This is a genomic window from Campylobacteraceae bacterium, assembly GCA_013215945.1.
GTDB lineage: Bacteria > Campylobacterota > Campylobacteria > Campylobacterales > Arcobacteraceae > NORP36.
Genome location: JABSOM010000003.1, coordinates 255,856 through 277,986 on the forward strand (window position 1 = coordinate 255,856; position 22,131 = coordinate 277,986).

Annotated in this window: 27 protein-coding genes, 1 tRNA gene and 1 rRNA gene; 15 read left to right on the plus strand and 14 right to left on the minus strand. The window is 28.4% G+C overall.

Features of this window, described 5'->3' with window-relative positions; genetic code table 11:
* Positions 1-32: 32 nt before the first annotated feature.
* The 5 genes from HRT41_04875 to HRT41_04895 form a co-directional block, all read right to left on the minus strand.
* The gene (locus HRT41_04875; protein NQY23343.1) at positions 33-1,148 is read right to left on the minus strand and encodes a polysaccharide biosynthesis/export family protein; all 1,116 of its coding nucleotides are present in this window, start codon (positions 1,146-1,148) and stop codon (positions 33-35) included.
* A complete protein-coding gene (locus tag HRT41_04880) occupies positions 1,123-3,102 on the minus strand; it encodes a hypothetical protein (protein NQY23344.1) in 1,980 nt (659 codons plus the stop codon). The genes HRT41_04875 and HRT41_04880 overlap by 26 nt, the downstream gene beginning before the upstream one ends.
* Complete coding sequence (locus HRT41_04885; GenBank protein NQY23345.1) at positions 3,089-4,237, minus strand: alkaline phosphatase family protein; 1,149 nt, start codon at positions 4,235-4,237, stop codon at positions 3,089-3,091. Before HRT41_04885 ends, HRT41_04880 begins: the two co-directional genes overlap by 14 nt.
* A 251-nt stretch (positions 4,238-4,488) precedes the next feature.
* Positions 4,489-4,716: a hypothetical protein gene (locus tag HRT41_04890; protein ID NQY23346.1), complete on the minus strand. Its 228-nt coding sequence runs from the start codon at positions 4,714-4,716 to the stop codon at positions 4,489-4,491.
* 298 nt (positions 4,717-5,014) lie between these two features.
* Positions 5,015-5,950, minus strand: a complete 936-nt coding sequence (locus HRT41_04895; protein ID NQY23347.1) for a carbon-nitrogen hydrolase family protein — start codon at positions 5,948-5,950, stop codon at positions 5,015-5,017.
* 106 nt (positions 5,951-6,056) lie between these two features.
* On the opposite strand from HRT41_04895, the gene HRT41_04900 reads away from it, so the two are divergent.
* The 4 genes from HRT41_04900 to HRT41_04915 all read left to right on the plus strand — a co-directional run bounded on the left by HRT41_04900 (position 6,057) and on the right by HRT41_04915 (position 10,262).
* Positions 6,057-6,884: a LysR family transcriptional regulator gene (locus HRT41_04900; protein NQY23348.1), complete on the plus strand. Its 828-nt coding sequence runs from the start codon at positions 6,057-6,059 to the stop codon at positions 6,882-6,884.
* 94 nt (positions 6,885-6,978) lie between these two features.
* Positions 6,979-7,281 (plus strand): helix-turn-helix transcriptional regulator, encoded by a 303-nt coding sequence (locus HRT41_04905; protein NQY23349.1) that lies wholly within the window; start codon positions 6,979-6,981, stop codon positions 7,279-7,281.
* Positions 7,282-7,284: 3 nt separating this feature from the next.
* Positions 7,285-8,544: a type II toxin-antitoxin system HipA family toxin gene (locus HRT41_04910; protein ID NQY23350.1), complete on the plus strand. Its 1,260-nt coding sequence runs from the start codon at positions 7,285-7,287 to the stop codon at positions 8,542-8,544.
* Between the two features lie 1,022 nt (positions 8,545-9,566).
* Positions 9,567-10,262 carry a hypothetical protein gene (locus HRT41_04915; protein NQY23351.1) on the plus strand — a complete coding sequence of 232 codons (696 nt, stop codon included), beginning with the start codon at positions 9,567-9,569 and terminating at the stop codon, positions 10,260-10,262.
* 113 nt (positions 10,263-10,375) lie between these two features.
* On the opposite strand, the gene HRT41_04920 is transcribed toward HRT41_04915, so the two are convergent.
* Entirely contained in the window at positions 10,376-10,543 is a 168-nt protein-coding gene (locus HRT41_04920; protein ID NQY23352.1) for a hypothetical protein, read from the minus strand.
* Positions 10,544-10,754: 211 nt separating this feature from the next.
* Here HRT41_04920 and HRT41_04925 point away from each other — a divergent pair, with 211 nt between their 5' ends.
* Positions 10,755-11,333 carry a hypothetical protein gene (locus tag HRT41_04925; GenBank protein NQY23353.1) on the plus strand — a complete coding sequence of 193 codons (579 nt, stop codon included), beginning with the start codon at positions 10,755-10,757 and terminating at the stop codon, positions 11,331-11,333.
* Entirely contained in the window at positions 11,320-11,970 is a 651-nt protein-coding gene (locus HRT41_04930; GenBank protein ID NQY23354.1) for a nucleotidyl transferase AbiEii/AbiGii toxin family protein, read from the plus strand. Before HRT41_04925 ends, HRT41_04930 begins: the two co-directional genes overlap by 14 nt.
* 226 nt (positions 11,971-12,196) lie before the next feature.
* Here the strand turns inward: HRT41_04930 and HRT41_04935 are convergent, their stop codons facing one another.
* Positions 12,197-12,370 carry a hypothetical protein gene (locus tag HRT41_04935; protein ID NQY23355.1) on the minus strand — a complete coding sequence of 58 codons (174 nt, stop codon included), beginning with the start codon at positions 12,368-12,370 and terminating at the stop codon, positions 12,197-12,199.
* Positions 12,371-12,422: 52 nt separating this feature from the next.
* A tRNA-Leu gene (locus HRT41_04940) sits at positions 12,423-12,509 on the minus strand.
* Positions 12,510-12,674: 165 nt separating this feature from the next.
* On the opposite strand from HRT41_04940, the gene HRT41_04945 reads away from it, so the two are divergent.
* Positions 12,675-13,325, plus strand: a complete 651-nt coding sequence (locus HRT41_04945; GenBank protein NQY23356.1) for a hypothetical protein — start codon at positions 12,675-12,677, stop codon at positions 13,323-13,325.
* 116 nt (positions 13,326-13,441) lie between these two features.
* A complete protein-coding gene (locus tag HRT41_04950; GenBank protein ID NQY23357.1) occupies positions 13,442-13,720 on the plus strand; it encodes an antibiotic biosynthesis monooxygenase in 279 nt (92 codons plus the stop codon).
* Between the two features lie 10 nt (positions 13,721-13,730).
* Here the strand turns inward: HRT41_04950 and HRT41_04955 are convergent, their stop codons facing one another.
* Positions 13,731-14,222, minus strand: coding sequence for a SprT-like domain-containing protein (locus tag HRT41_04955; GenBank protein NQY23358.1), 492 nt, complete (start codon positions 14,220-14,222; stop codon positions 13,731-13,733).
* Complete coding sequence (locus tag HRT41_04960) at positions 14,223-14,576, minus strand: DnaJ domain-containing protein (protein ID NQY23359.1); 354 nt, start codon at positions 14,574-14,576, stop codon at positions 14,223-14,225.
* A gap of 302 nt (positions 14,577-14,878) precedes the next feature.
* Between HRT41_04960 and HRT41_04965 the strand changes: the two genes are divergently transcribed.
* Together HRT41_04965 and HRT41_04970 are read left to right on the plus strand one after the other, a co-directional pair.
* Positions 14,879-15,142: a DnaJ domain-containing protein gene (locus HRT41_04965; GenBank protein ID NQY23360.1), complete on the plus strand. Its 264-nt coding sequence runs from the start codon at positions 14,879-14,881 to the stop codon at positions 15,140-15,142.
* Positions 15,143-15,150: 8 nt separating this feature from the next.
* Positions 15,151-16,008 carry an ADP-ribosylglycohydrolase family protein gene (locus HRT41_04970; protein NQY23361.1) on the plus strand — a complete coding sequence of 286 codons (858 nt, stop codon included), beginning with the start codon at positions 15,151-15,153 and terminating at the stop codon, positions 16,006-16,008.
* A 24-nt stretch (positions 16,009-16,032) separates the two neighbouring features.
* Here HRT41_04970 and HRT41_04975 read toward each other — a convergent pair whose 3' ends face one another.
* The gene (locus HRT41_04975; GenBank protein NQY23362.1) at positions 16,033-16,656 is read right to left on the minus strand and encodes a DsbA family protein; all 624 of its coding nucleotides are present in this window, start codon (positions 16,654-16,656) and stop codon (positions 16,033-16,035) included.
* A 79-nt stretch (positions 16,657-16,735) separates the two neighbouring features.
* Between HRT41_04975 and HRT41_04980 the strand changes: the two genes are divergently transcribed.
* On the plus strand, positions 16,736-17,152 hold the full coding sequence (locus tag HRT41_04980) for a phosphate-starvation-inducible PsiE family protein (GenBank protein ID NQY23363.1): 417 nt from the start codon (positions 16,736-16,738) through the stop codon (positions 17,150-17,152).
* The gene (locus HRT41_04985) at positions 17,145-18,029 is read left to right on the plus strand and encodes a radical SAM protein (protein ID NQY23364.1); all 885 of its coding nucleotides are present in this window, start codon (positions 17,145-17,147) and stop codon (positions 18,027-18,029) included. Before HRT41_04980 ends, HRT41_04985 begins: the two co-directional genes overlap by 8 nt.
* Before the next feature lie 50 nt (positions 18,030-18,079).
* On the opposite strand, the gene xth is transcribed toward HRT41_04985, so the two are convergent.
* The 3 genes from xth to HRT41_05000 are packed head-to-tail and all read right to left on the minus strand — an operon-like array spanning position 18,080 to position 19,380.
* Complete coding sequence (gene xth / locus HRT41_04990; GenBank protein NQY23365.1) at positions 18,080-18,871, minus strand: exodeoxyribonuclease III; 792 nt, start codon at positions 18,869-18,871, stop codon at positions 18,080-18,082.
* Entirely contained in the window at positions 18,861-19,079 is a 219-nt protein-coding gene (locus HRT41_04995; GenBank protein ID NQY23366.1) for a hypothetical protein, read from the minus strand. Before HRT41_04995 ends, xth begins: the two co-directional genes overlap by 11 nt.
* Positions 19,080-19,134: 55 nt before the next feature.
* Positions 19,135-19,380 carry a hypothetical protein gene (locus HRT41_05000; GenBank protein NQY23367.1) on the minus strand — a complete coding sequence of 82 codons (246 nt, stop codon included), beginning with the start codon at positions 19,378-19,380 and terminating at the stop codon, positions 19,135-19,137.
* Between the two features lie 103 nt (positions 19,381-19,483).
* Between HRT41_05000 and HRT41_05005 the strand changes: the two genes are divergently transcribed.
* From HRT41_05005 to HRT41_05015, 3 genes are all read left to right on the plus strand, one after another.
* On the plus strand, positions 19,484-20,200 hold the full coding sequence (locus HRT41_05005; protein NQY23368.1) for a TSUP family transporter: 717 nt from the start codon (positions 19,484-19,486) through the stop codon (positions 20,198-20,200).
* Entirely contained in the window at positions 20,197-21,375 is a 1,179-nt protein-coding gene (locus HRT41_05010) for an MFS transporter (protein NQY23369.1), read from the plus strand. Before HRT41_05005 ends, HRT41_05010 begins: the two co-directional genes overlap by 4 nt.
* 360 nt (positions 21,376-21,735) lie before the next feature.
* Positions 21,736-22,131: ribosomal RNA gene (locus HRT41_05015) — 16S ribosomal RNA — on the plus strand; the annotation flags it as partial.

Sequence of the window (22,131 nt, forward strand, 5' to 3'; positions counted from 1 at the left end):
CTTCTTTTATTAATATAAATAAATTTTTCATTTTAATCTCCTGTTATTATTTCTTTAAGTAAAAATGTATTTAACACGGCATCCAAACTTGGCATTATCAATCCCAAAATAGTATTCCAGTCACCTAATTTGCTAGAAGAGATAAAAACAATATCATTGGGTTTAATCCTAAAATCTTTTTGTTTTCCCTCAATTATTTTTGTCAAGTTTGCAACATAAACAATAGGATTGGTTAAATTTCCTCTTATAATTGCCACTTCATCTATATTTGCACTTGTTTTATATCCTTTTGCGTAGGTTATTAATTGAAGCAAAGTCATTTTTTCTTTGAAGCCAAAATGACCCGGTTCTTTTACTTCTCCTAATACATAAACCTCACTGTTTAAAGCAGAAGGAATATAGATATAATCTTTATCTTCTAAAGGAATATTATGCAAAGGATTGCCTTTTCTTACTAACTCTATAAAATTAACCGGTAATACTTTATTGTCTCTTCTTATATACGCATGTTCTAAATCTGCCAACTCAACCGTATTATTTTCAAAAATACCAATAGAGAGACCTTGCGCCATTGCAATACTGTCTATTACTTTGCTATTGTTCGTAATTGCATATCTTCCTGGTTCATTAATTTTCCCCAAGATAGTAAAACTCTCACTTTTTAATTCATAAAGTACAAGAGAAATTATGGGATTAATTAAAAACTTACGAAGTTTAAATGAAAGCTCTTTCATCGCTTCATTAACGCTTAATCCTGCTATTGTCACATCTCCAACTAATTGCAACGTCACTGTTCCATCTGGTTTTACTACTGCACCTTTTATATTTAATTCAGGCTCCCCATAAACAAAAACATTAAACTTGTCACCCACTCCTATTTTATAATCCTCTTTTTTCTTGATATGTAAAAGAAGAAGTTCTTTTTTAATTTCATTTTCATTTTTGCCTCCATATAAAATGTCAAAATCTTTTTCAATAACTACATATTTTTCTTTTTTTTCAAGCGTTCTTTTTAGGGAGTTTTCTGTGTTATTGGTTTTTTTGTTTATAACACTCATTTCAGGTTTAGGACTGGGAATACAACCTGCATAAAAAACAAAAATCACTAAAAACAATAAATATTTAAATATATTTTTTATGAATAACATTGAGTACTCCTTTAATGTTTTTTATTCCTTTTTTTCTCATCGTTGTAATCAATTCTTTTAAATCTCTTCTGTTAGAAACTCTGTATTTACAGATTAAACAGACAAAACTTGCAAAATTTGCTAGGGAAGAAAAAAGAAAGGGATTGGACTGGCTGTTTGATACTTCTAAAAATATATAATCATATTCACTTTGATTCAAACTCTTAAAGAAATGCTGCAGACTTTTTACATCTGCTAAGTCATATCTATTTTTTTGATTTATTAAAAGATATGCTTTATCTACCTTGTCATTTATTTTATTAAACAAAGAATAATTAATGTTTTTTTCATAAAACAAAGCATCATTCAAGAGCGCATTTTTTGTTTCTTCTTCATTTTTTGAGATGCTTTGGATAAATAAAACTTTTTTATTTTGGCGAGATAAGAGCTGCATTAGTTTTTCAATGACAAAGGTTTTTCCTGTATGTGAAACATCACTTCCAAAAATAACTGTTTTAGGTGCATCAAATTTTCCACAAGTATTTATGAAATTATCAAAAAAATGCATAGAATATTTGATGTTTAGATCACTTGTTTCTTTCTCATCTAATAATGTTCCCAATACCTCTATCTTAAATCTTTTTTCTAAATCAAAACTCTCTTTTATTTTGTTATTAAAAAACTCTAGGAGTAAAATACTGGCAATTGATAAGGAAAGACCTAAAAACCCGAACATTAAGATGATGGCTTTTCTGTAAGTAGGTTGTGCATATTTGGGTGGTGTTGCATATTCTAAGAATTTGAAATCCTCTAAAGATGATTCTAATGCCATTTTTAGTTCATTCAATCTGTTTGTGACTTTATACATCAAATCTGTATCTTGACTCAAGTTTGACTCTATAATTTTAAATTCTTTTTCTAAATGATTTAAATCTTTAATTTCTTCTTGTATGAAACTTTGTTGTTTTACTAGATTTTTCATTCTTGTATGACTTGATATTATTCCAATTTGACTTTTTGCTTCTTCAATTTTCAGCGCCGTCACTACTGGATTATTTCCAAAGGTTGTTTCATCAGGTATTGTTTTTGTATTATTTTTATTAAATAATTCTTTTTCCATAATCAAAATCTCATCTGTGATTTTTTTTACTTTTGGATTCAAGAGAGTATATCTCTGTTTTAATTTTCGTAATTCTTTTTTCTTATTTTCTAAGTTTTTTATATTGGCTGATCTTACTGTATATTTGAGTTGGACTTGTAAAGGAATATTTTTTAAACTTCTTTTTATCTCCTGTACTTTACTTGCAAACTCTTTTTGTGCGATTTTACTTTCAATAAGACTCAAATCAATTTCATTTAACTGTTTGTATTTGTACTCTTTTTGTATTCTTATAGATAAGACTTTATGTTTTTTAATAAATTTTTCTTTTTTTTGTAGAGACAAATCAATGTTTTTTTGTATTTTATTTTTTTCTTTTGCATAATAGTGATAAATCTCTTTTGTTGCAGCATTTTGTACTTCATAAAAATTCTTTAAAAATATTTCACTTAGTACATTTGCTCCTTTAACCGCTTTTTTAATATCTTTATTGCTGTATCTTATTTCTATGATGTCTGAATTTCTTCCTCTTTTGATTTCAAAAGCAGAGTAAAGTTTTTCAACGGTGCTATCAAGATTCAATACTTGAATCACTTCGCTTAGATTTTTTCTGGTTCTTATTGTTTGTAAAGCGGTATCATAATTAAAGTTCTGGAATTTATAAGGAACATCTCGTGGCATCGATATTTTCTTGTCATATCTGATTAATTTAACGGTTGCTTTATACGTTGGTTTAATCAGATTTTTTGAAAGAAAAATTCCTGCAATTAAAGAAAAAAGGGTAATAACTAAAATAAGCAGAGATTTATATCTTAATACTTTTAAATAATAGTATGGGTTGATTAAAAAACCGTTATCTATATTATCTTTTTTCATTATTAATCTCTTTTTCCATAACACGTCTAATATCTGTTATGCTTTGTATTTCGTCATCTATTGTTGTGCTTGAGAACATTAATGCATTTGAATCTTTATGGTCAGGGTGAAAACCGTGCATTCCTGGTATTACTTTTAATCCAAAATAACTGGGATTGATTAATATGCCAGGTTTGGTTAAAAAGAATACTTCTCCAAAACGATTGCCTTCAAAAAAAACATGCATTTTTTTCAACTCATCATGTGTAACAATAGAGCCTTCTTCAACATTTTCAAGAATTCCTTGTATTTTAATTTTTGCAGTTTCATTCATAAACCAGAATCTGGCCATGGTAGAATCATACATTGCAACATAATCTTTTCCATACTCTAAATTACTTTCTTCTATAGAAGAAATTAAATCAATACTTCCTGTTGTATCACACATTCCATGGTCACTGAAAATATGTAGGCTCACTTCATCATAATGATTACACGCATGCATATACACATCTTCTATTTGTTCTTCTAACCATAAAAGTTTATTTTTGGTCTCATCTTTTTGTGTACCATAGGTATGCATAACACCATCAAGAGTAGGAAGGTACAAATAAGTAAATTCTATTTCTTTTTTTTCTATCTCTTTTTTTAAAACATTAATGTTATATGTTTCACTTTTTCTCCAGTTGGAACAGTGGTAAGGGATATTATTTTCCACACACCAGTCAAAAATGGTATCCGTTTTTAATATTCCTTTGGGAACAAAATAGTCTCTTTTCTCAAGATAATCAAAATAAGGAAGATATTTAAAAGGCACACTGTAAAGCTCAAAATATCCTGTATAACCATAAAATATTTTTATTAATTTACTCAAATAATGTCTTGGTCTAAAACGATCAAAAATTATCTTAGGCAAAAAGGATAAATACTTAAAAAATTTAAAAGGAGAGTTTTTAGGATCGTAATAAAAGCTTGACCAGTGAGTATGTTCATCCGGATAACGTCCCGTAAGAATGGAAGGATCAGCTGCAGAAGAAAAACCAAAGGTCGTTTTTAAAGGTTTTGCATCTTTTATAATTGAGAGATTAAAACCGTGTTTTTTATATACCTCCCAGCCAAAACCATCAATAAAAACAAAAAGTGATAACTTTTTCATGTTACATCCTTTTTTCAATTTTTATGATTGTAATAAATAAGTGTGCAAACAAAATGCAAAAAAGAATAGGTATTTTTTATCAAATATTCAGAGAAAAAGAAAACTCTTTCACTTTTAATGATTTTATATCTTGGATTTATTTTAGGTAGTTGTTTTTTAGAGCTCTTGTGATGCTAAAGTATTTGCTCTTTTGTATGAGCTTTGAATCTCAAAGGATTTAGGATTGTATCTCTAGAATTTTCTTGAGTATTTTATATATCAATAAGAGTATCAAAAATATCTGTTTGTTGTTTCCCTATTTTCTTTTTGTGAAATATGGATGTTTTTTCTATATTTTCACTTTCAGATTTAAGTTTAAAATCTATAATTTGTTTTTCAAAAGACTTTTCTAAGTAATGGGAAAAATCTACATCATCTTTGCACGTATGCTTTAAGAGTGAACTTTTCTTGCAAGAATTTATATTATTATGAATTTTCATATTTATCCTTTATTAGGATTATATTGCACTTATGTGAAGAAAGTGTTTATTTAAATTATTAAAATTACCCTCTTTTTTATTCTAAGAAACTTCTATTTTAGACTAGATAAAGAGGGGAACAAGCAAAGGTGGTGATTACCCCCTTTTTTAAGTGACTGGATTTAGAGCTAATATAAAGCTATCGCATTCGTTCTTTTTGTCACATTTATCTAAAATATATTGATAACCACATAGAATTACTTTTAATATAAATAAAGGTGTAGTTTCTTTTGTTATATGTCAAGATAAAATATCTTCTTTATTCGGAACTTTTTTTAATAAAATGTATACCTGCTCTTTCTTCTTCATTTACACTTAGTTTGAAGATATCTGGACGAGAATAATGTCCTGTTGGATCCATGTCATAACGTGCTTTTACAATATCATCTAAGTTGATTTCTGCAGAAATAATTCCTTCTTCATTGTATAAAGGACCTGCAATAATCTCGCCCATAGGAGAAATAATGACACTTCCTCCTTTAATAATAGGTTTATCTTTAGGCCATTTTTCACTTTTCACATAAGAATTTTCTGGTGCTTTTATAAATTGACAAGCACTGATTAGAAAAACCCTACCTTCATATGCAATGTGTTTCATACTTGACTGCCAAATCTCACGATCATCCACAGTGGATGCACACCATATTTCAATTCCTTTAGTATACATAGCTGTTCGTAATAGTGGCATATAGTTTTCCCAGCAGATTGCAGATCCTATTTTCCCAACATATGTTTCTATTACTGGTAGGGTAGAACCATCTCCTTTGGCCCAAATTAGTCTTTCACTGGCAGTGGGCATTAGTTTTCTATGTTTTGCAAGTATTTTTCCTTTTTCAGATATAAATACTGTTGTGCAATACAAGGTGGTATTGTCTCTTTCAATAATACCTATTATCATTGAGGTATTGCAACGTTTTGCTAATTTTGAAAGTGCAAGTATTTCTGGACCCTCGATTTTTATGGATTCTTTCCAATAATTTAAGAATTCTTCTCTGCCTTCGTCTGTTCTAAATCCAACTTTAGTACCAAAGTCTGAACCTTTTGGATAACCTCCTAATAATGCTTCTGGCATGACGAGTAAATCACAATTGGATTTTAGAATATCTTTTTCATAATCCAATATCTTTTCTACTGTTGCTTTTGTTCCTTTGTCATGGCTTCCAATTTGTAATGCTGCAATAATTCTTTTTCTCATACGTATCCTTTTAAAATATATAGCGAGTAATTAAGCAAAAGTATATTAAAATTTTTAATCTAATGTCAAATTACTCATGATTATTACTTATATAAAGGAAACTTATATGGACTCAAATCTTCTCAAAATATTTACAAGTGTTGTTGAAAAAAAAAGCATTACTTTAGGTGCTAAAAAGCTTAAAGTGACGCAATCAAACGTTACATTAAGAATTAAACAGCTTGAAAAAACATTAGGATTTTTAGTGTTTCACAGAACTTCCAAAGGTATCGTATTAACAACACAAGGGGAGGAATTACTTCCTTTTGCCAAGGATATTGTGCAAAAAATGGAAGAAATAGAAGTTAGAATGAAAAATATTAAAGTTCAAAACTCATTAAGACTTGCCTCAACCTATTCAAATGCAAGTATTCGATTAATTTCATTTTTAAAACAAATCAATACTGATTTTCCAAGTATGCAAGTAGATATTATTACCAATAATACCTTGCCTATTATTCAGTTATTGCTTGATTATAAAATAGACATTGCTTTTATTAATCATGAACCAAAGAACAAAGACTTGCTTGTGTTAAATACATTTGATAATGAATTATTATTATTGGAATCAAAACAAAAATCAACAAACAAAACTATTTTAGCCTATGGACCAAGCTGTGCATTTTACAAAGCAATGAAAGACTATTATACACATCTCGATATTACAGAATATAAAACAATCGAAATAGAAGATTTTGAGATTATTCTTTCTTGTATAGAGTTAGGAATGGGGAGATCTCTTATTCCAAAATCCATTGTTAAAAAATTCGGATATTTAAGTAAATTGAAACTGACACCCCTTTCCAAAAATATTGTAGATGTACCTACTTGTTTAGTTTGTAGAAAAGACAATCTTCCTAAGATTAGTGAATATTTGAAAAAATTACAATTATAAAGAATAAATCTTTGACTAAATTTATGATATAATTTAGCATAAAAGGGATAAATAGATATCATAAATAGATTCATTTATTCTAAAAGGGTAAATTGTGATTGAATTAATGAGTCCATATGATATTATGGAAAAATTTGTTGAAGGTATAGAAAAACAAAGAGTTAGAAAAAATATGACACAAGTGGATTTATACAAAGCTGCTGGTATGTCTGCTAAATCATATGCTAATTATATAAGCAGTAAAAACACAAAATTTGAAAATATTATTAAGCTTATGATTGCTCTTGATATGACATCAAAGTTAGACATATTACTTACACAAGAAAAGTACATATCTCTTGATGAAATTAGAAATCAAAAAAAACAAAAAGTAAGAAAAAGAGTAAGAAAAGGATAAAACATGCAAGAAATTAATGCCTATATTTATGGCAAAAAAATAGGAACAATGATTGAGCATGAAGGAAGAGTTTATTTTGAGTATGAAAAAGAGTTTAAATTAGAAGGCTTAGAAATATCACCTATTAAACTGCATACTACAAAAACAAAAGATGCTTATAGCAGCTCAGATCAAATTGGACTTTATCATGGAATTGCGGGAGTGTTCTTTGATTCTTTACCTGATAAACATGGTATGCCTTTTATTGACAGATATTTTGAAAAAAAAGGACTTAGAGCTTTTGAAATGACTATTTTGCATAAACTTGCATTTATTGGAAATAGGGGTATGGGAGCTATTGAATACTTGCCAAAAGAAGAAGACCTTCCTTTGTCTTCTGATTTTGCAATTAATGCAAAAAAAGCATATGAGGAAATGAAACAAAGCTTAGAAAAAGATGATTCTTCAATTGAAGCGTTAATGAATATTAGGCAAAGTGTATCACCTGTTGGTGGGGCTAGACCTAAGATGCTTGTGCAATATAACTATGTGAGCAGTGAGATTAGACTAAACAAAACGGCTTTACACCCTGGATATAAAAGAGCAATTATTAAATTTGATGAAGTTTATGAGTATATGGGAAGTATTGGTTTAACAAGGCTTGAATATATATCAATGAGTATGGCAAAAGAAATAGGAATAAATACAGCTCAATTTCAATTAATTAATGAAGGTAGCTCTAAACATTTACTTGTAAAAAGATTTGATAGAGATGATAATGATGAAAAAATACATATGTGTACAGCGTCAGGATTAATGCATCTTGATATCTCTATTTTAAAAGCTACCTCTTATGAACAACTATTTATGCTTACAAGAAATGTGTGTAAGTCCCAAGAAGATGTAGAAGAACTTTTTAAACGAATGATATTAAATATTCTGATTTTAAATTTTGATGACCATGCAAAAAACTTTGCATATTTAATGGACAGAAGTGGAAAATGGAGTTTGTCACCAGCTTATGATATTACCTATTCAAAAGGTGTAATGAAAGCACATACTACAAGCATTGCAGGAAAAGATTTAAATATTACAAGAGCTGATGTTCTAAAAATTGCAAAGAATCAAGCTATTAAAACAATACATGCTTCAAAAATTATTGATGATTGTATAAAAGTTGCAAAAACTTTTGAAGATAAAGCGATAGCTATTGCGCTAGATGCGGATACTAGAATAGAGTGTAAAAAAAATATTGATAGCCAAATAGAATTGCTTTTAGTATAAAGAATTTACTATCGTGTCCACGAAATGTGAAGAGCTCTTAAAAAGTGGATATTCTCTCTTCATTTTAAATGGCTGGTTTTAGAGCTCATAAAATGCTAACGCATTCCGTTCCTTACTTTTCTTTATTGAAAGAAACGTAACAAAAGAAGCAACTGCCATATTGTTAAAGGCTTACAGCTCCCCTCGCTTGTTATTTATTGTTTCTGCCTTGCGGAACTCCCTAAAACGTGCATTAAAGCACCTTTCTTAACGGTCAAACAGTCCTCATGCTGTTTCGAAACAATAAATAAACGCTCGGCTTCAACAAAGGCAGGATTTCCGCTCCTCGTATACTAAAAATAACTTCTTCTTTTAAAAGATAAAAGAGCACAGAACATATATTAAGTAAAATAACTTTTCATTGGGCTCTTCCCCTGACTTTGAGAAAGCTAAATTTTTTTATTTTTTAGCGAAAAAAGGTGAAAACTGTTAGAGCGTAAGAAATGTGCTCTTTAGCACGTTTTAGTGAGTTTTTGAACCTATCTAACAAATAAAAACATTTAGGAACCCGAAGGGCTTTATCAACTCGTCAGTTGCTTCTTTTTGTTTCTTTTTCTGACAACTAAGAAAAAGAAAAAAGCGCAAAGGTAACTTTGTATGAGCTCTTAAAACAATAATTATATTATGAAAAAGTGGAGATTCATTCTCTGGGGTGTAATTTTTGAGCTCTTAAAAGTGGAGATTCATTCTCTGGGGTGTAATTATAGCTAACAAATAAAAATATTTAGGAACCCGAAGGGCTTTTTCAATTCGTCAGTTGCTTCTTTTTGTTTCTTTTTCTGACAATTAAGAAAAAGAAAAAAGCGCAAAGGTTACTTTGTATGAGCTCCTAAAACAAAAGTCGTAAGCTTGTTTTGGTACATTTTGAAACAAGTGAATAACAGATTAATTCGTCTAGTAAATAAATTAAAGGTGACTATCCCCATTTATTAATATTATTAGTTGCTTAGTTATGTATAATATTGAAAAATTAAAGATTAATTATGCACAAAAATTCATATAGTAAATTATCACATGGAATTACAAATATCATTTTAATGATTCTTCTAGCTGTCGGAGGAGTACTGTTGATTACATTTTTTAGCTACTTTTTTAATTATTTAGCTAATAATAGTTTAAGTATACTATTGAATGAAAGAGGTTCTTTACTTTCGGCAGGATGTTTACTTCTTGCATCACAAATAGCAGGTTTTTCTGTGATAGCCTCTATAAATAATGCAAAAGAAATTGAGGCTAGGAATGAGAAGTTGGTAGAAATAAAAGAACACAAAATAATTTTAACTTACTATCAAGCTCTTCACTTTGAGATGAAACATCATCGAGAAGAAATGAAAGGTAATATGGATTTTATAAAAGATATAAAAACTATATCAAAATTGTATTATTCTTTATCTACTAAATATTACATTGAGATTTATAGTGAATTAATAGTAAAGTTAGAGAATATTGAACTTCATAAAACTACATCAGTTGAAATTTTATCTCATATTATGATATTTAAATCGTTTATTGCTACTCTTAAAAGACAAACTTACTTATTTGATAACTACGAACATAGTGAAATAGAATGTACTAAAGTGATAAGTGCATTTACTAAGGTATTGGATACTAGTGAAGGGGTGTTCGAAGTGATAAAAGAAGTTATTAGTATTTGTGAATCTAAACAAATAAAAGTTTAAGAGGATAGGTATCTTTAATACAAAAAAGTACTTTTTTAATAAGTTAATATGAAATATAATAGAAGGGCATTTAAGGATTGTTATTGATTCTTTTAATTAAAGAAGCGTTTTCTTTAACTCTTTTTTTCACTTTTATCATTAGCATCCACATCATCACGATCTTCATCCATATTCATAAAATAATCCATAGCTTTTTGCTCTTGATACTTCTTAAAACGATAAATAAAATAAATTGTAAGTGCAATATCTGCTAATATAAATAAAACAAATTCTATTTCCATTTTTTAACCTTGTATCAATAATATGTAGATGATTTTAACGTGGCAACTGAGGTGTAATTTTCATATTTGTATTTTACTCTAAGTTAAAATTTATTCCCTACACTTTTACACAAAAACCTCAAACTTAAATTAATAGAACTACAAAAAATAGCATATTGACATATGTCCGATAATCGGATAAAATAAAAGAAACTAGAGAGGTAAATATATTATGACAGCACCTGAAATGAGCAAATCATTTAATTTAGCAAGTAGTACAATTAATGACTGGAAAAAACCTAGTAGTAGAAAAAATAAATTATATAAATATTTAGAATCTTCATCTAGTCCACTAGTAAATAGTATAAGCTATTATAGTGGTACTGTTGCATTAAATTTATATGATTCCAAAGAGAGTGGAGATTGGCATAGTTCTATTGCTGTTAAATCTATAGAAACAGGACAGTCTAAGTCACCTTTTTTTATTATTAATAACAATTCAAAATTAAACACTATTGAATATTTAGGACTTGATGGTATTGTTGATTACTCAAAAGAAATTATTGAAATGGGTATTGAAAATTTTAACAATATTGTACTGGTAGCAAAGCCATATAGAGCTATTGCTGATATGCTTTTATATACTATTATTAATAATAGAAGTTCAAGTTTTATAGAAGTAGATAATTGGATTCCTCGTAGAAAAGAAAAACTAGAAATATTTAGAATTTTAGGAAATGCTAGAGATAAATTATCAAAAGTACAAAAAAAACAATTAACACAAATGAGAGCAGACTATGGAATTAACTAATATTGAAAAAGACCATTATTTATTTATGACTAGTATTGTTAAGTCATTGGCGGATACACCATATGTGTTAAAAGGGGGAACTGCATTAATGTTTGGATATGACTTAGATAGATTCTCAGAGGATTTAGATTTTGATTCTATAAAGAAGTTAAATTTAGAAACAAAGATTCGTGAGAGTTTGCCCCATGGCTTTGAAATAATAGCTATTACAAAACCAAAAGATACGGATACGGTGCAAAGGTATAAAGTTCATTATAAAACTTTAAATGGAAATAGAAGACTTAAAATAGAAACATCATATAGAACAAAAGAGATTGATATAAATGATTACACTTTAATAAAAGAGATGCAAATATATAATATTGATTTTCTTTTGGACAATAAACTTTTAGCATCACATGATGGACTTAGTCCAAGAACTACAGCACGAGATTTATATGATATTGATTTTATTGTTAAAAATTTTTCAGATGTAATCAATGATAGTTTTATAAGAAGGTTAAATGAATTTACCCTAGATAATAGTGCTTTATTAGAAAGGTTTGAAGATGCTTATAATGAAGATCTATTAGTCAATAGTAAAGTTGAATTGGATGATTTAATTATTAGATTATCTAAGAATATAAAACAACTATAATCCCCAGCACTCTAAAAACTATTAAAATAGATTATTTATTCTTGAAAATAATGCTTGTAGTTTAAATGATTTCTCAATTTTTATAAAATAATTCTATCTGCATATAAATAAATGGGATAGGCACCATTAATTTTAAAAGTGTACTTTCTTAATAAGTTAATATGAAATATAATAGAAGGGTACTTAAGGATTGTTATTGATTCTTTTAACTAAAGAAGCATTTTATTTAACTCTTTTTTTCACTTTTATCATTAGTTTTAGCATCAGTATCATCACTATCGTCATCCATATTCATAAAATAATCCATAGCTTTTTGTTCTTGATACTTCTTAAAACGATAAATAAAATAAATTGTAAGTGCAATATCTGCTAATATAAATAAAACAAATTCTATTTCCATTTTGTAACCTTGTATCAATAATATGTAGATGATTTTTTGTGAATTTTATAAGTGGTACCCGTACTCGGACTTGAACCGAGAAGACCGTGAAGTCACCGGATTTTGAATCCGGCGTGTTTACCAATTTCACCATACGGGCATGTGGATGAGATTATAAGAAATTTATACTTAAGTACTCTTTATATTTCAAAAGAATTTCATAAAAGATGATTTTTTACAATTAATTTAAAAATTAAAAACTTTCTAATTGAATATATACTAAAATACGAAAAGAAAGTCTTAATAAAGACTAAGAAGGTTAAACATGCATGACAAAAAACTATTAGAAGAAATAAAAACTATATACGCTTTAAATAAAAATATTAAAAGTATGGTCGATGATTTAGAACATAATGTAAATATTGCATATTGGGCAAATAAACTGTGCAGTGATGATTTTAATAATAATTTAGAAATCGCAGAAGCGTTATTTGATGAAGCAGTAGAAAATGCCAATGAGTTTAGAGACTATAAAGAGCTTGCTTTTTATGTGGGTAGAAGTTCTGGTATTAATGACAAAGACTGGGCAAAAGAATTACTTGATATTACGATTACCAAAATTACCAATGTTAGAGATTTAAGAAATTTAGCAGATGCTCTTGCTAATAAAGATTCTGGGTACACTGATGAAAATATAGCAGCTACTTTATACAAAGAATGTATACAAAAAGCTTCTAATGCTTATGGGTTTTATTGTATTGCCGATTCTTTATGTGATCCTTCTTTATTAAATGATAAGGACTGGGCAAAAGAACTGTATTTAAAGGCCATTGAGGTAGCACAAACGGCTGAAGAACTAACATGCATAGCAGATGCTATTGCTGATGAAGATGGTTATAATGATGAAACATGGGCAAATGAATTGCATGCAGTTGCTTATGAACATGAGAACCAAGAAAGTGAAAAGAAAAGCTAAACAATAGCTTTTCTTAAATAATTTTATAAATCTTCATTATAAAGATATAAAGTTAGGCTTATTAAGTAAACTGTAAACTAAGATTTTGTACATTACGGTTTAAGAATAGGAAAATTATGAATATAATAATACAAGAAATATACAAAGCGAATAAAGAAAAAGAAAAAGATCTTCAAATACTTCTCACGAAACTTCTTTTTTCTTCGGTACAAGAAGAAGGATGTGTTTGTTTTGAAGTATATCAAAGTGATGAAGATACAGCTGAGTTTTTGGTTTATACTGAATTTAAAGATAAAGAAGCGCTAAGCGCACATGAAGAAAGTTTTCATATCAATATGTTTAATACTAAATCACAAGAATTAGTAGCAAAAAAAGAAGTTTTACCAACACTTTAAAAGATTTCTTTTAAAAGTTGGTTTTTCCAAAAACAATATCATTGTTTTTTACAAATCTCTCACATCTCAAACCCTGAAGTTTTTTACACACCTTTTGCCATTCTTTTGAATGTCCTGCTTTCTTTTTTGAAAAAAGTTTTAATTTAAAAATCATAGCATGAGCATATTCATGAGGTAAAACATCATCAATCATATAATCTAAACTTTCTTGAAATCTTTTTTTATTTAAATAAATTTTTATTTCTCCCTTGGAATAGGATGTCAATCCAAAAAGATTAGAAGGCAATTCATTGGAGATAATAATAGGAAAAGCAACGTGTATTTTATAATGTTTGTAAACAAGGTTTTTTAATGCTTGTTCTTTGTTTTTGATTTGATTAATAATACTTGTTTTTAGTTCTTGATTGGAGAATTGATAATTGTTATACCATGAATAGATTAAAAAACAAATACTAACAAAAATGATAATTTGAAAGTATCTTTTTAATCTATGAATAAACATTTAAGCGAAAGTTTTCATTAATACATCTTTATGATGATTGAGTTCTTTCATTAAAGTATCGTCATGAGAATTTACATCTGGATGATATTTTTTTGCTAATTCTTTGTATTTCTTTTTTATTTCATCTTTACTGGGATCGTTTGCAAAACCAAAAAAATCTTTTGCTTTTTTTATTTCATCATGCATAGGGGCTTGTGTAAAATTAGTATTAAAGTTATTGAAGTTTGCTCCATTGGCATTAAAATCGCCTTGTTTAAACTGAAATTTATAACCTTGAGACATTTTTTTTAATTTTTTAAATACAAAAAAATAAAATAATGTTGAAATGAGTAGTATTACGCCAATAAAAGCCATAAAATTTGTAAATATTAAATACAATAAAAATAAAGTAATACCTGTTTTAAGTAGTCTATTTAATGTATATTGGAAGTTGTTCAATGATGACCTTTGTATCTTTTACTTATTATAATGAATTAATACAAAAAATGACTTAAAGTAAGACTTAAGTGCATAAAGTCTTTACACTTCTTTTCTGCTACAAAAAAAGAAAAACTTAATTAAAATCCTCTTATAAAAGAATAAACTAATAGTAAAATTACTACAATAAAGCAGAACATCAAGATGTTTAATTACACACAGGCATATTAGGAACAAGAATGGATTATGTTGCGTTTGAAAAAGCTATAGACTTTTTAGGAATATTAACACGAACATCAAAAAAAGATTTGAAAAAAAAATATTTAAAATTGTCAAAAAAATATCATCCAGACAGTGAAACAGGTTCTACACTTAAGTTTCAAGAACTACAAGAAGCCTATGATTTAGTATATGCTTATATGGATAGTTTTGAATTTTTGTGTACGGAAGAAGAATTTATGGAGCAAAATCCATTTTTCTCAAATTATAAAAATTGGAAATAGGAGTTATTATGTATGAAAACAAAGTAAGAGATTTGGTTTTAGCAAGTATTGTTGCAGATGCTTATTGTTTAGGAAGCCATTGGGTATATGATGAAAATGACTTAAAAAATTTAAAAGTAAATTGGGAAGAATTAAACAATCCACATGCTATGTGGCACAAAGGTAAAGTTGCGGGTGATTTTACACATTATGGAGACCAAACACACTTTTTTTACAACTACGCAAAAGACAAAGAAGTTTTTGATGTAGCAGATTATTTAAAAGAGTGGAGTTTTAAAATGACTTCTTATGATGGTTATGTTGATGGGGCTACAAGAGAAACGCTTGCAAATTTAGAAAATCAAGAAGAATCACCTTTTGGGTCTACGTCAAATGATTTATCAATTGTATCAAGAATTGTGCCTTTACTGCTTTTATCTTCTTCTAAAGAAGAATTTTTATCTAATGTTGAGGCTTTTGTAAGTGCTACTCATAATTCTACTTTGTGTAAAGACGCAAGTAAATATTTTGCACTTGTTTTATTAGATGTTTTAGAAGGCAGTGATATTTTAGAATCTTTTACAAAACACAAAGAGAGTTTCTCTAGTAATTTCCAAGGTTATGTTGAAGAGGGTATAGCTTCTAAACATGGAGCTACTTTTGATGTTATTAGAGAATTTGGACCTGCTTGTGGTACGGATGAAGGTTTTCCAGGTCTTATTCATATCCTTGCAAAATATGACAATTTTGAAGATGCAATGATTTTTAATGCAAAAGCAGGAGGAGATAATTCTGCTAGAGCTATGATTATAGCTGCTTTATTTGCAGCAAAAGATGGAATAAAAAATATTCCAAAAGCCTGGTTACAAACAAAGCTTTTAGTATAAAAACAAACTATAAATAGTTTGTTTTTAAAAATATCTGTTTTGGGACAAATTAATAATTTGTTTCAAAATATTGTCTTTATTATTGTAGTCAATATTAATAGGGTAGGCTTCTTTTTTGTATTTTAATACTAAAGAAGGAAAACCCTGAACACGAAGTGTACTTTTTAGCTTTAAATCCGCTTGAAATAAAGAAAGAACTTCTTGTGAATATAAATCTTTTTTAAATTTCACAGCTTCTAGACCAATTTCTTTAGCACATGAAACTAAAGTATCTTCATTAGATGGATTCTTTGCTTTTAAATAATAAGCTTCTTGAATAGCACTTATCATTTGTTCTTCTTTATTTTGAAGTCTTGCTGCAATTACTGCTTGACATGAAAGATAGGTTGAGCGTCTTGGTTTGTTGACTCTCCAATATTCATGATTAAACTTAGTTCCTGTATATAAAGTGATTTGTTGCCAAATACTTTCTAGTTTTTCCTGCATTTCTATAGCCATTGGCTCATCATTGTGAGGTGCTAATCCCCCTGCAACATAAACAATATCAATATCACTTGATAATTCATTTTTAACTTCGTCAAAGGTTTTTTTAAACCCATAACACCATGAACACATAGGATCATATACATAATATAAGGTAATTTTCATCATAAAACATGATATCCAATTTCCAATTAAGTTAATTTGAATATAAAAACTTTATAATAAAATAAAAATAGGAGCCTGAATGAAAAGATTATTTAGCAAGTTTATTGAAGATAAACTGTATATTGAAATTACTATTGCTTCTGTTTTATTCCTTGTAGCTATGTATACCAATAAAATGATAGATTTTATTATTTATATGTTGTATTTTATAATTTTCCTAGAAATTGTACGTGCAGTTATTAATTATATAAGAGAACAAAGGGTAATTTTATCTCTTTTAGTAGATGCTTTTATAATCTTAAGTTTACGAGAATTTATTGTAAATGTAGTAAAAATTAATGATCTGGAGTTAAGTACTTTTGATGAGGTTTTAAAAAGCGGTTTGAATTTTAATTTGCTAATTCTTGCAGGTACTATTTTATTTTTACTTTTTGTACGCTTTTTAGCGGTTAAAACTTCTCAACAATATTTGCTTGGAAAGAAAAAAAATGATTGAATATAATATGCCTTTATACAGACCCCCAGCAGAAGCTAATTCTTTTATTTTACAAGTAACCTTAGGCTGTTCTTATAACAAATGCTCTTTTTGTACGATGTACGAAAATAAAGAGTATAAGGTGCGAAAACTGGAAGATATTCTAGATGAAATAGAAGTAATGGCAAGACTTAAACCAGATACTAAAAGAGTTTTTTTAGCAGATGGGGATGTACTAAATGTGGATGCTGTACATATTTTAAAAATTTTAGATGCTTTGCTTCTTAATTTTCCTAAACTACAGCGTGTATCTGCTTATGCTTCTGCTTTTAATTTAGTAAAAAAAACCAATGAAGAATTACTTTTATTAAAAGAAAAAAAACTTTCACTTGTTTATTATGGTATTGAGAGCGGAGATTTTGAATTATTAAAAGCCATTGATAAAAGTATAAAACCTACAAAAATGATTGAAGGTTTAAATAAAGCAAGTGCTGCGGGACTTAAAATATCAGCTATGGTGATTTTAGGTTTGGGAGGAAAAAGCAGAAGTAAAGAACATATACATAATACAGCTGCTTTAATCAATGCGTGTAAAATAACGTACTTATCTACGCTTGAACTTGGTTTTGAAAAAAACAGAAAAGACTTATTTTATAAACGATTTGAAAAAAAACTGGGGGAATTTACTTTTTTAACCCAAGAAGAAATGTTAAAAGAACAAGTTTTGTTAATATCCTTAATAAATCCCCCAAAAGCAGTTATTTTTAGATCCAACCATGCTTCCAATACCTTTGCATTAAAAGGTGTTTTACCCAAAGATAAATTGCGTTTAATGGATGAGTTAAAATTTGTTTTAAAGAATTATGATTTATCAAGTACAAAAATGAGTTTTGAATAAGATTATAAAACATTGAGATACACTCAATGTTTTATAATAGAGCTTAAGTATTAAAGTTTAATTTCTAATACAATAGGGCAGTGATCACTTCCCATTACGTCACTTAAAATATAAGCATCAGAAATATTATCTTTTAAATCATCACTAACATAAAAGTAATCAATTCTCCATCCTACATTATTCGCACGTGCATTTGCTCTGTAAGACCACCATGAATAATGATCAGGTTCATTGCCTTTAATATGTCTAAAGGTATCAATATATCCACAAGCTATGAATTTATCCATCCACTCTCGCTCCATTGGTAAAAATCCAGATATTTTCTCATTGGCTTTTGGACGTGCTAAATCTATTGCAGTGTGAGCTGTATTAACATCTCCACATACAATAATTGATTTACCTTCTTTTTTAAGATTCTCACAATAGTTTAAAAATCTGTCATAAAATTCCATCTTGTATACAAGTCTTTCATCTTTGCTTTGACCATTTGGAAAATAGACATTAAAAAATGCAATATCTTTATCTCCAAGTGTAAAATGTACTTCATTAATACGGCCTTCATCCAATACATCAACATCTGGACAATTTCCTTGAAAACTTAATTCAATATCTGTAAAAAGTGCTGTTCCACTTCTTCCTTTAATAGCCGATTGGCTACCTACTAAATTCTTATACTCTTTTTCAAAAATAGAAGAAGGAATTTGCTCAATTTGAGATTTAGTTTCTTGAACACCTAATAAATGAATATCGTCTTCATCAACCCATTTTAAGGCTTCTTTTTTATCAACTGCTCTAATACCATTTACATTCCATGATATAAATTTATATGTTTTATTTGCCATTTTTTTTCTCTTTATCATTTTTTATTTTGTCTATTTTTATTTCGTCAATTTCTATTAGTTTTTTCTTTTGCCCAAAAGGAGAATTTACTGTATTAGAAAAAGGACTCTTTTTAGAGAAAGAGTCATAGTTTCCACCATGCATATCAATATTATTATGCGTTGAAGCTATTATATACGTACTTAATAAGATACTTAGTAAGATTTTCAAAATAACTCCTTTCTTTGGATTTTAACATAAAAATATTTACAATACTGTAAATATTTTAGCTCTTTTTGTCTTTTTTATTTTTGTACATACCATATAAGGTAATAATAATCCAAAACACTTCAATAATAAATGAACCAAGGTTAAAATGAACAAAAAGTGATATTAATAATAAAATGGCACCTACTAAATTAAGTAACTGGTAATATAAACTGTTGTGAGAATATTTCCCCATTTGTAATATATAGTATGCCCATACAATAAAAATCATACCTATAAAACCAATAATTTGATATATATCCATATTTGACCTTTCTTTTAAAAAACGGTAGATTATATCAAAAACACTTTATTTTTATATAAGTTTTTTAAGATATTTTATAATTATTATATTTTTAAGGGTGTAAATGTATGAAGAACTGATTTTAGGCTTATTGACTTTTTTTACTTCTACTGTTGCAGGTATTGTTGGTATTGGAGGAGGGATGATGTTAGTTGCGATTCTTCCTTCTTTTTTGCCTTTAAATGCTTTGATTCCTGTTCATGGTTTAACCCAAATGTCCAGTAATCTTTCTCGTGCTGTTTTTGGTTATAAAGATATTAGAACAGAAGTGATTCCTAAGTTCTTATTGGGCTCTTTTTGTGGAATATCTGTTTTTGCAAGTATTATTTATTATATCTCTTTAGAATATGTACCTTTATTTATAGGTGTTTATATATTATTGTCTTTGTGGTCAGATAAATTTAATGAAAAAATAAAACGTTATGAAAGCTATTTTTTAGCAGGATTTTTTCAAACAGGTTTGTCTATTATAGTAGGAGCTACGGGACCTTTGACTATGACTCTTTTATTAAAAGACTATAAAGAAAAAGACCAAGTAGTTGCAACAGGTGCAGCATTAATGGGAATAACTCATAGCTTAAAAGTATTTGTTTTTATTTTCTTTGGTTTTGTATTTTCTGATTATATTAGTATTTTAATAGCTATGATAATAGGCGCAGTAGCAGGTTCCTATGCAGGAACACAATTAAGAAATAAAGTAAATGGTAAAAAGTTTTTATTGATATTAAAACTTTTATTATCTGCACTTGCAATTAAATTAATTATAGGATTATTAATATGATGAAAAAACTTTTTAGCTCAAAAATAGCTCTTTTATATATTATGAGTATCTCAATGATATTTTCGTTTTCTGCTTGGATGAGTATGTTAAACAATTTTATTATTGAACAGGCTTCTTTTGACGGTTCCCAAGTAGGTATTTTACAGAGTTTAAGAGAAATTCCTGGCTTTTTGGCTTTTACTGTTATTTTAGTTCTTCTTATAATTGCTCAACAACGACTTGCTTATATATCTATGATGCTTTTAGGTTTTGGGGTTTTTATTACAGGAATGTTTCCTTCTGTTTTGGGTTTATACCTTACTACCATTATTATGTCAACAGGTTTTCATTATTTAGAAACAATAAATCAATCCTTGAGTTTGCAATGGTTAAAAAAGGAAACGGCACCTATTGTTTTAGGGAAAATATCAGCTGTAAAATCTTTTGTGGGTTTAATTGTTTTCGCTCTCATTTATGTAATGATGAAATTCTATTCTTTAGAATATAAATACGTATATGCTTTTTTTGGAGCAGGAACCTTTATTTTAGGTATTTTATCTTGGTATATGTTTGAACACTTTAAAGATGATATTGTTCAAGAAAAAAAACTCGTACTTAAAAAAGAGTATTGGTTGTTTTATTTATTGACTTTTTTTGCAGGCGCAAGAAGACAGATATTTGTTGTTTTTGCTGGGTTTTTATTGGTAGAAAAGTTTGGTGTGAATATTCATAATATGGTTATTCTGCTTTTTATAAATGCAGTACTTAATATGTACTTAGCACCAAAGATTGGAAGATTTATTGTTAAATACTCGGAGCGATTAACGCTAAGACTAGAATATATTGGTTTAGTACTTGTCTTTACTTCTTATGCTTTTGTGGATAATTTATATTTTGCTTGTTTTTTATATGTGCTTGATCATTTATTATTTTCAATGGCAATAGCATTAAAAACATATTTTCAAAAAATTGCAGATCCAAAAGATATTGCAAGTGCATCTGCTGTATCTTTTACTATTAATCATATAGCTGCTGTATTTTTACCTGCGCTACTTGGATTAATATGGTTATATTCTTATTCTTTGGTTTTTATTATAGGTGCAAGTATTGCAATTATCTCCGTTTTCCTTTCTTATTTAATACCAAAAGATCCAATAAAGGGTTTTGAAACCACCTTATGTAAAAAACAAAATTAAAAGTGAAGGAACTTCACTTTTAATGAATTTAAAAATTTAAACCATCTTTAAGAAAAACCCCTTGACAAAGAGACTAAAACCTCCTATAATTCCCGTCCAAATCAAGTGTGACACTTTAAAGTGACAGATGAGAGACTGGATGATCTTTAACAACTTAAGGTTTATAAATGTAATTTTTATAAACTGAATATGATACTTCAAATGTGAACCAAACACATTTAAAACAAATAAAAAAAATATGAAGACATTTAATATGTTCTTCGTCTATTTTTGAGTGATAATTTTGAAACTGATGATGTTTAATAGATGTAAGTCTAGAAGATATTATTAACTACAAAAAAAAGCTAGAATCAGGCACCAATTTTTGGAGAGTTTGATCCTGGCTCAGAGTGAACGCTGGCGGCGTGCTTAACACATGCAAGTCGAACGAGAACGGGTTATAGCTTGCTATAACTGTCAGCTAAGTGGCGCACGGGTGAGTAATATATAGGTAACATGCCCCAAAGAAGAGGATAACGTTTGGAAACGAACGCTAAGACTCTATATGCCTTTAAGTCATAAGACTGCAAGGGAAATATTTATAGCTTTGGGATTGGCCTGTACAGTATCAGCTAGTTGGTGAGGTAATGGCTCACCAAGGCAATGACGCTTAACTGGTTTGAGAGGATGATCAGTCACACTGGAACTGAGACACGGTCCAGACTCCTACGGGAGGCAGCAGTGGGGAATATTGCACAATGGACGAAAGTCTGATGC

Excerpts from the sequence above, each read along its gene's own strand:
- HRT41_04875 (NQY23343.1), bottom strand. The coding sequence starts at position 1,148 with ATGTTATTCATAAAAAATATATTTAAATATTTATTGTTTTTAGTGATT.
- HRT41_04880 (NQY23344.1), bottom strand. The coding sequence starts at position 3,102 with ATGAAAAAAGATAATATAGATAACGGTTTTTTAATCAACCCATACTAT.
- HRT41_04885 (NQY23345.1), bottom strand. The coding sequence starts at position 4,237 with ATGAAAAAGTTATCACTTTTTGTTTTTATTGATGGTTTTGGCTGGGAG.
- HRT41_04890 (NQY23346.1), bottom strand. The coding sequence starts at position 4,716 with ATGAAAATTCATAATAATATAAATTCTTGCAAGAAAAGTTCACTCTTA.
- HRT41_04895 (NQY23347.1), bottom strand. The coding sequence starts at position 5,950 with ATGAGAAAAAGAATTATTGCAGCATTACAAATTGGAAGCCATGACAAA.
- HRT41_04900 (NQY23348.1), top strand. The coding sequence starts at position 6,057 with ATGGACTCAAATCTTCTCAAAATATTTACAAGTGTTGTTGAAAAAAAA.
- HRT41_04910 (NQY23350.1), top strand. The coding sequence starts at position 7,285 with ATGCAAGAAATTAATGCCTATATTTATGGCAAAAAAATAGGAACAATG.
- HRT41_04915 (NQY23351.1), top strand. The coding sequence starts at position 9,567 with ATGCACAAAAATTCATATAGTAAATTATCACATGGAATTACAAATATC.
- HRT41_04920 (NQY23352.1), bottom strand. The coding sequence starts at position 10,543 with ATGGAAATAGAATTTGTTTTATTTATATTAGCAGATATTGCACTTACA.
- HRT41_04925 (NQY23353.1), top strand. The coding sequence starts at position 10,755 with ATGACAGCACCTGAAATGAGCAAATCATTTAATTTAGCAAGTAGTACA.
- HRT41_04930 (NQY23354.1), top strand. The coding sequence starts at position 11,320 with ATGGAATTAACTAATATTGAAAAAGACCATTATTTATTTATGACTAGT.
- HRT41_04935 (NQY23355.1), bottom strand. The coding sequence starts at position 12,370 with ATGGAAATAGAATTTGTTTTATTTATATTAGCAGATATTGCACTTACA.
- HRT41_04945 (NQY23356.1), top strand. The coding sequence starts at position 12,675 with ATGCATGACAAAAAACTATTAGAAGAAATAAAAACTATATACGCTTTA.
- HRT41_04950 (NQY23357.1), top strand. The coding sequence starts at position 13,442 with ATGAATATAATAATACAAGAAATATACAAAGCGAATAAAGAAAAAGAA.
- HRT41_04955 (NQY23358.1), bottom strand. The coding sequence starts at position 14,222 with ATGTTTATTCATAGATTAAAAAGATACTTTCAAATTATCATTTTTGTT.
- HRT41_04960 (NQY23359.1), bottom strand. The coding sequence starts at position 14,576 with ATGGCTTTTATTGGCGTAATACTACTCATTTCAACATTATTTTATTTT.
- HRT41_04965 (NQY23360.1), top strand. The coding sequence starts at position 14,879 with ATGGATTATGTTGCGTTTGAAAAAGCTATAGACTTTTTAGGAATATTA.
- HRT41_04970 (NQY23361.1), top strand. The coding sequence starts at position 15,151 with ATGTATGAAAACAAAGTAAGAGATTTGGTTTTAGCAAGTATTGTTGCA.
- HRT41_04975 (NQY23362.1), bottom strand. The coding sequence starts at position 16,656 with ATGAAAATTACCTTATATTATGTATATGATCCTATGTGTTCATGGTGT.
- HRT41_04980 (NQY23363.1), top strand. The coding sequence starts at position 16,736 with ATGAAAAGATTATTTAGCAAGTTTATTGAAGATAAACTGTATATTGAA.
- HRT41_04985 (NQY23364.1), top strand. The coding sequence starts at position 17,145 with ATGATTGAATATAATATGCCTTTATACAGACCCCCAGCAGAAGCTAAT.
- xth (NQY23365.1), bottom strand. The coding sequence starts at position 18,871 with ATGGCAAATAAAACATATAAATTTATATCATGGAATGTAAATGGTATT.
- HRT41_05000 (NQY23367.1), bottom strand. The coding sequence starts at position 19,380 with ATGGATATATATCAAATTATTGGTTTTATAGGTATGATTTTTATTGTA.
- HRT41_05005 (NQY23368.1), top strand. The coding sequence starts at position 19,484 with ATGTATGAAGAACTGATTTTAGGCTTATTGACTTTTTTTACTTCTACT.
- HRT41_05010 (NQY23369.1), top strand. The coding sequence starts at position 20,197 with ATGATGAAAAAACTTTTTAGCTCAAAAATAGCTCTTTTATATATTATG.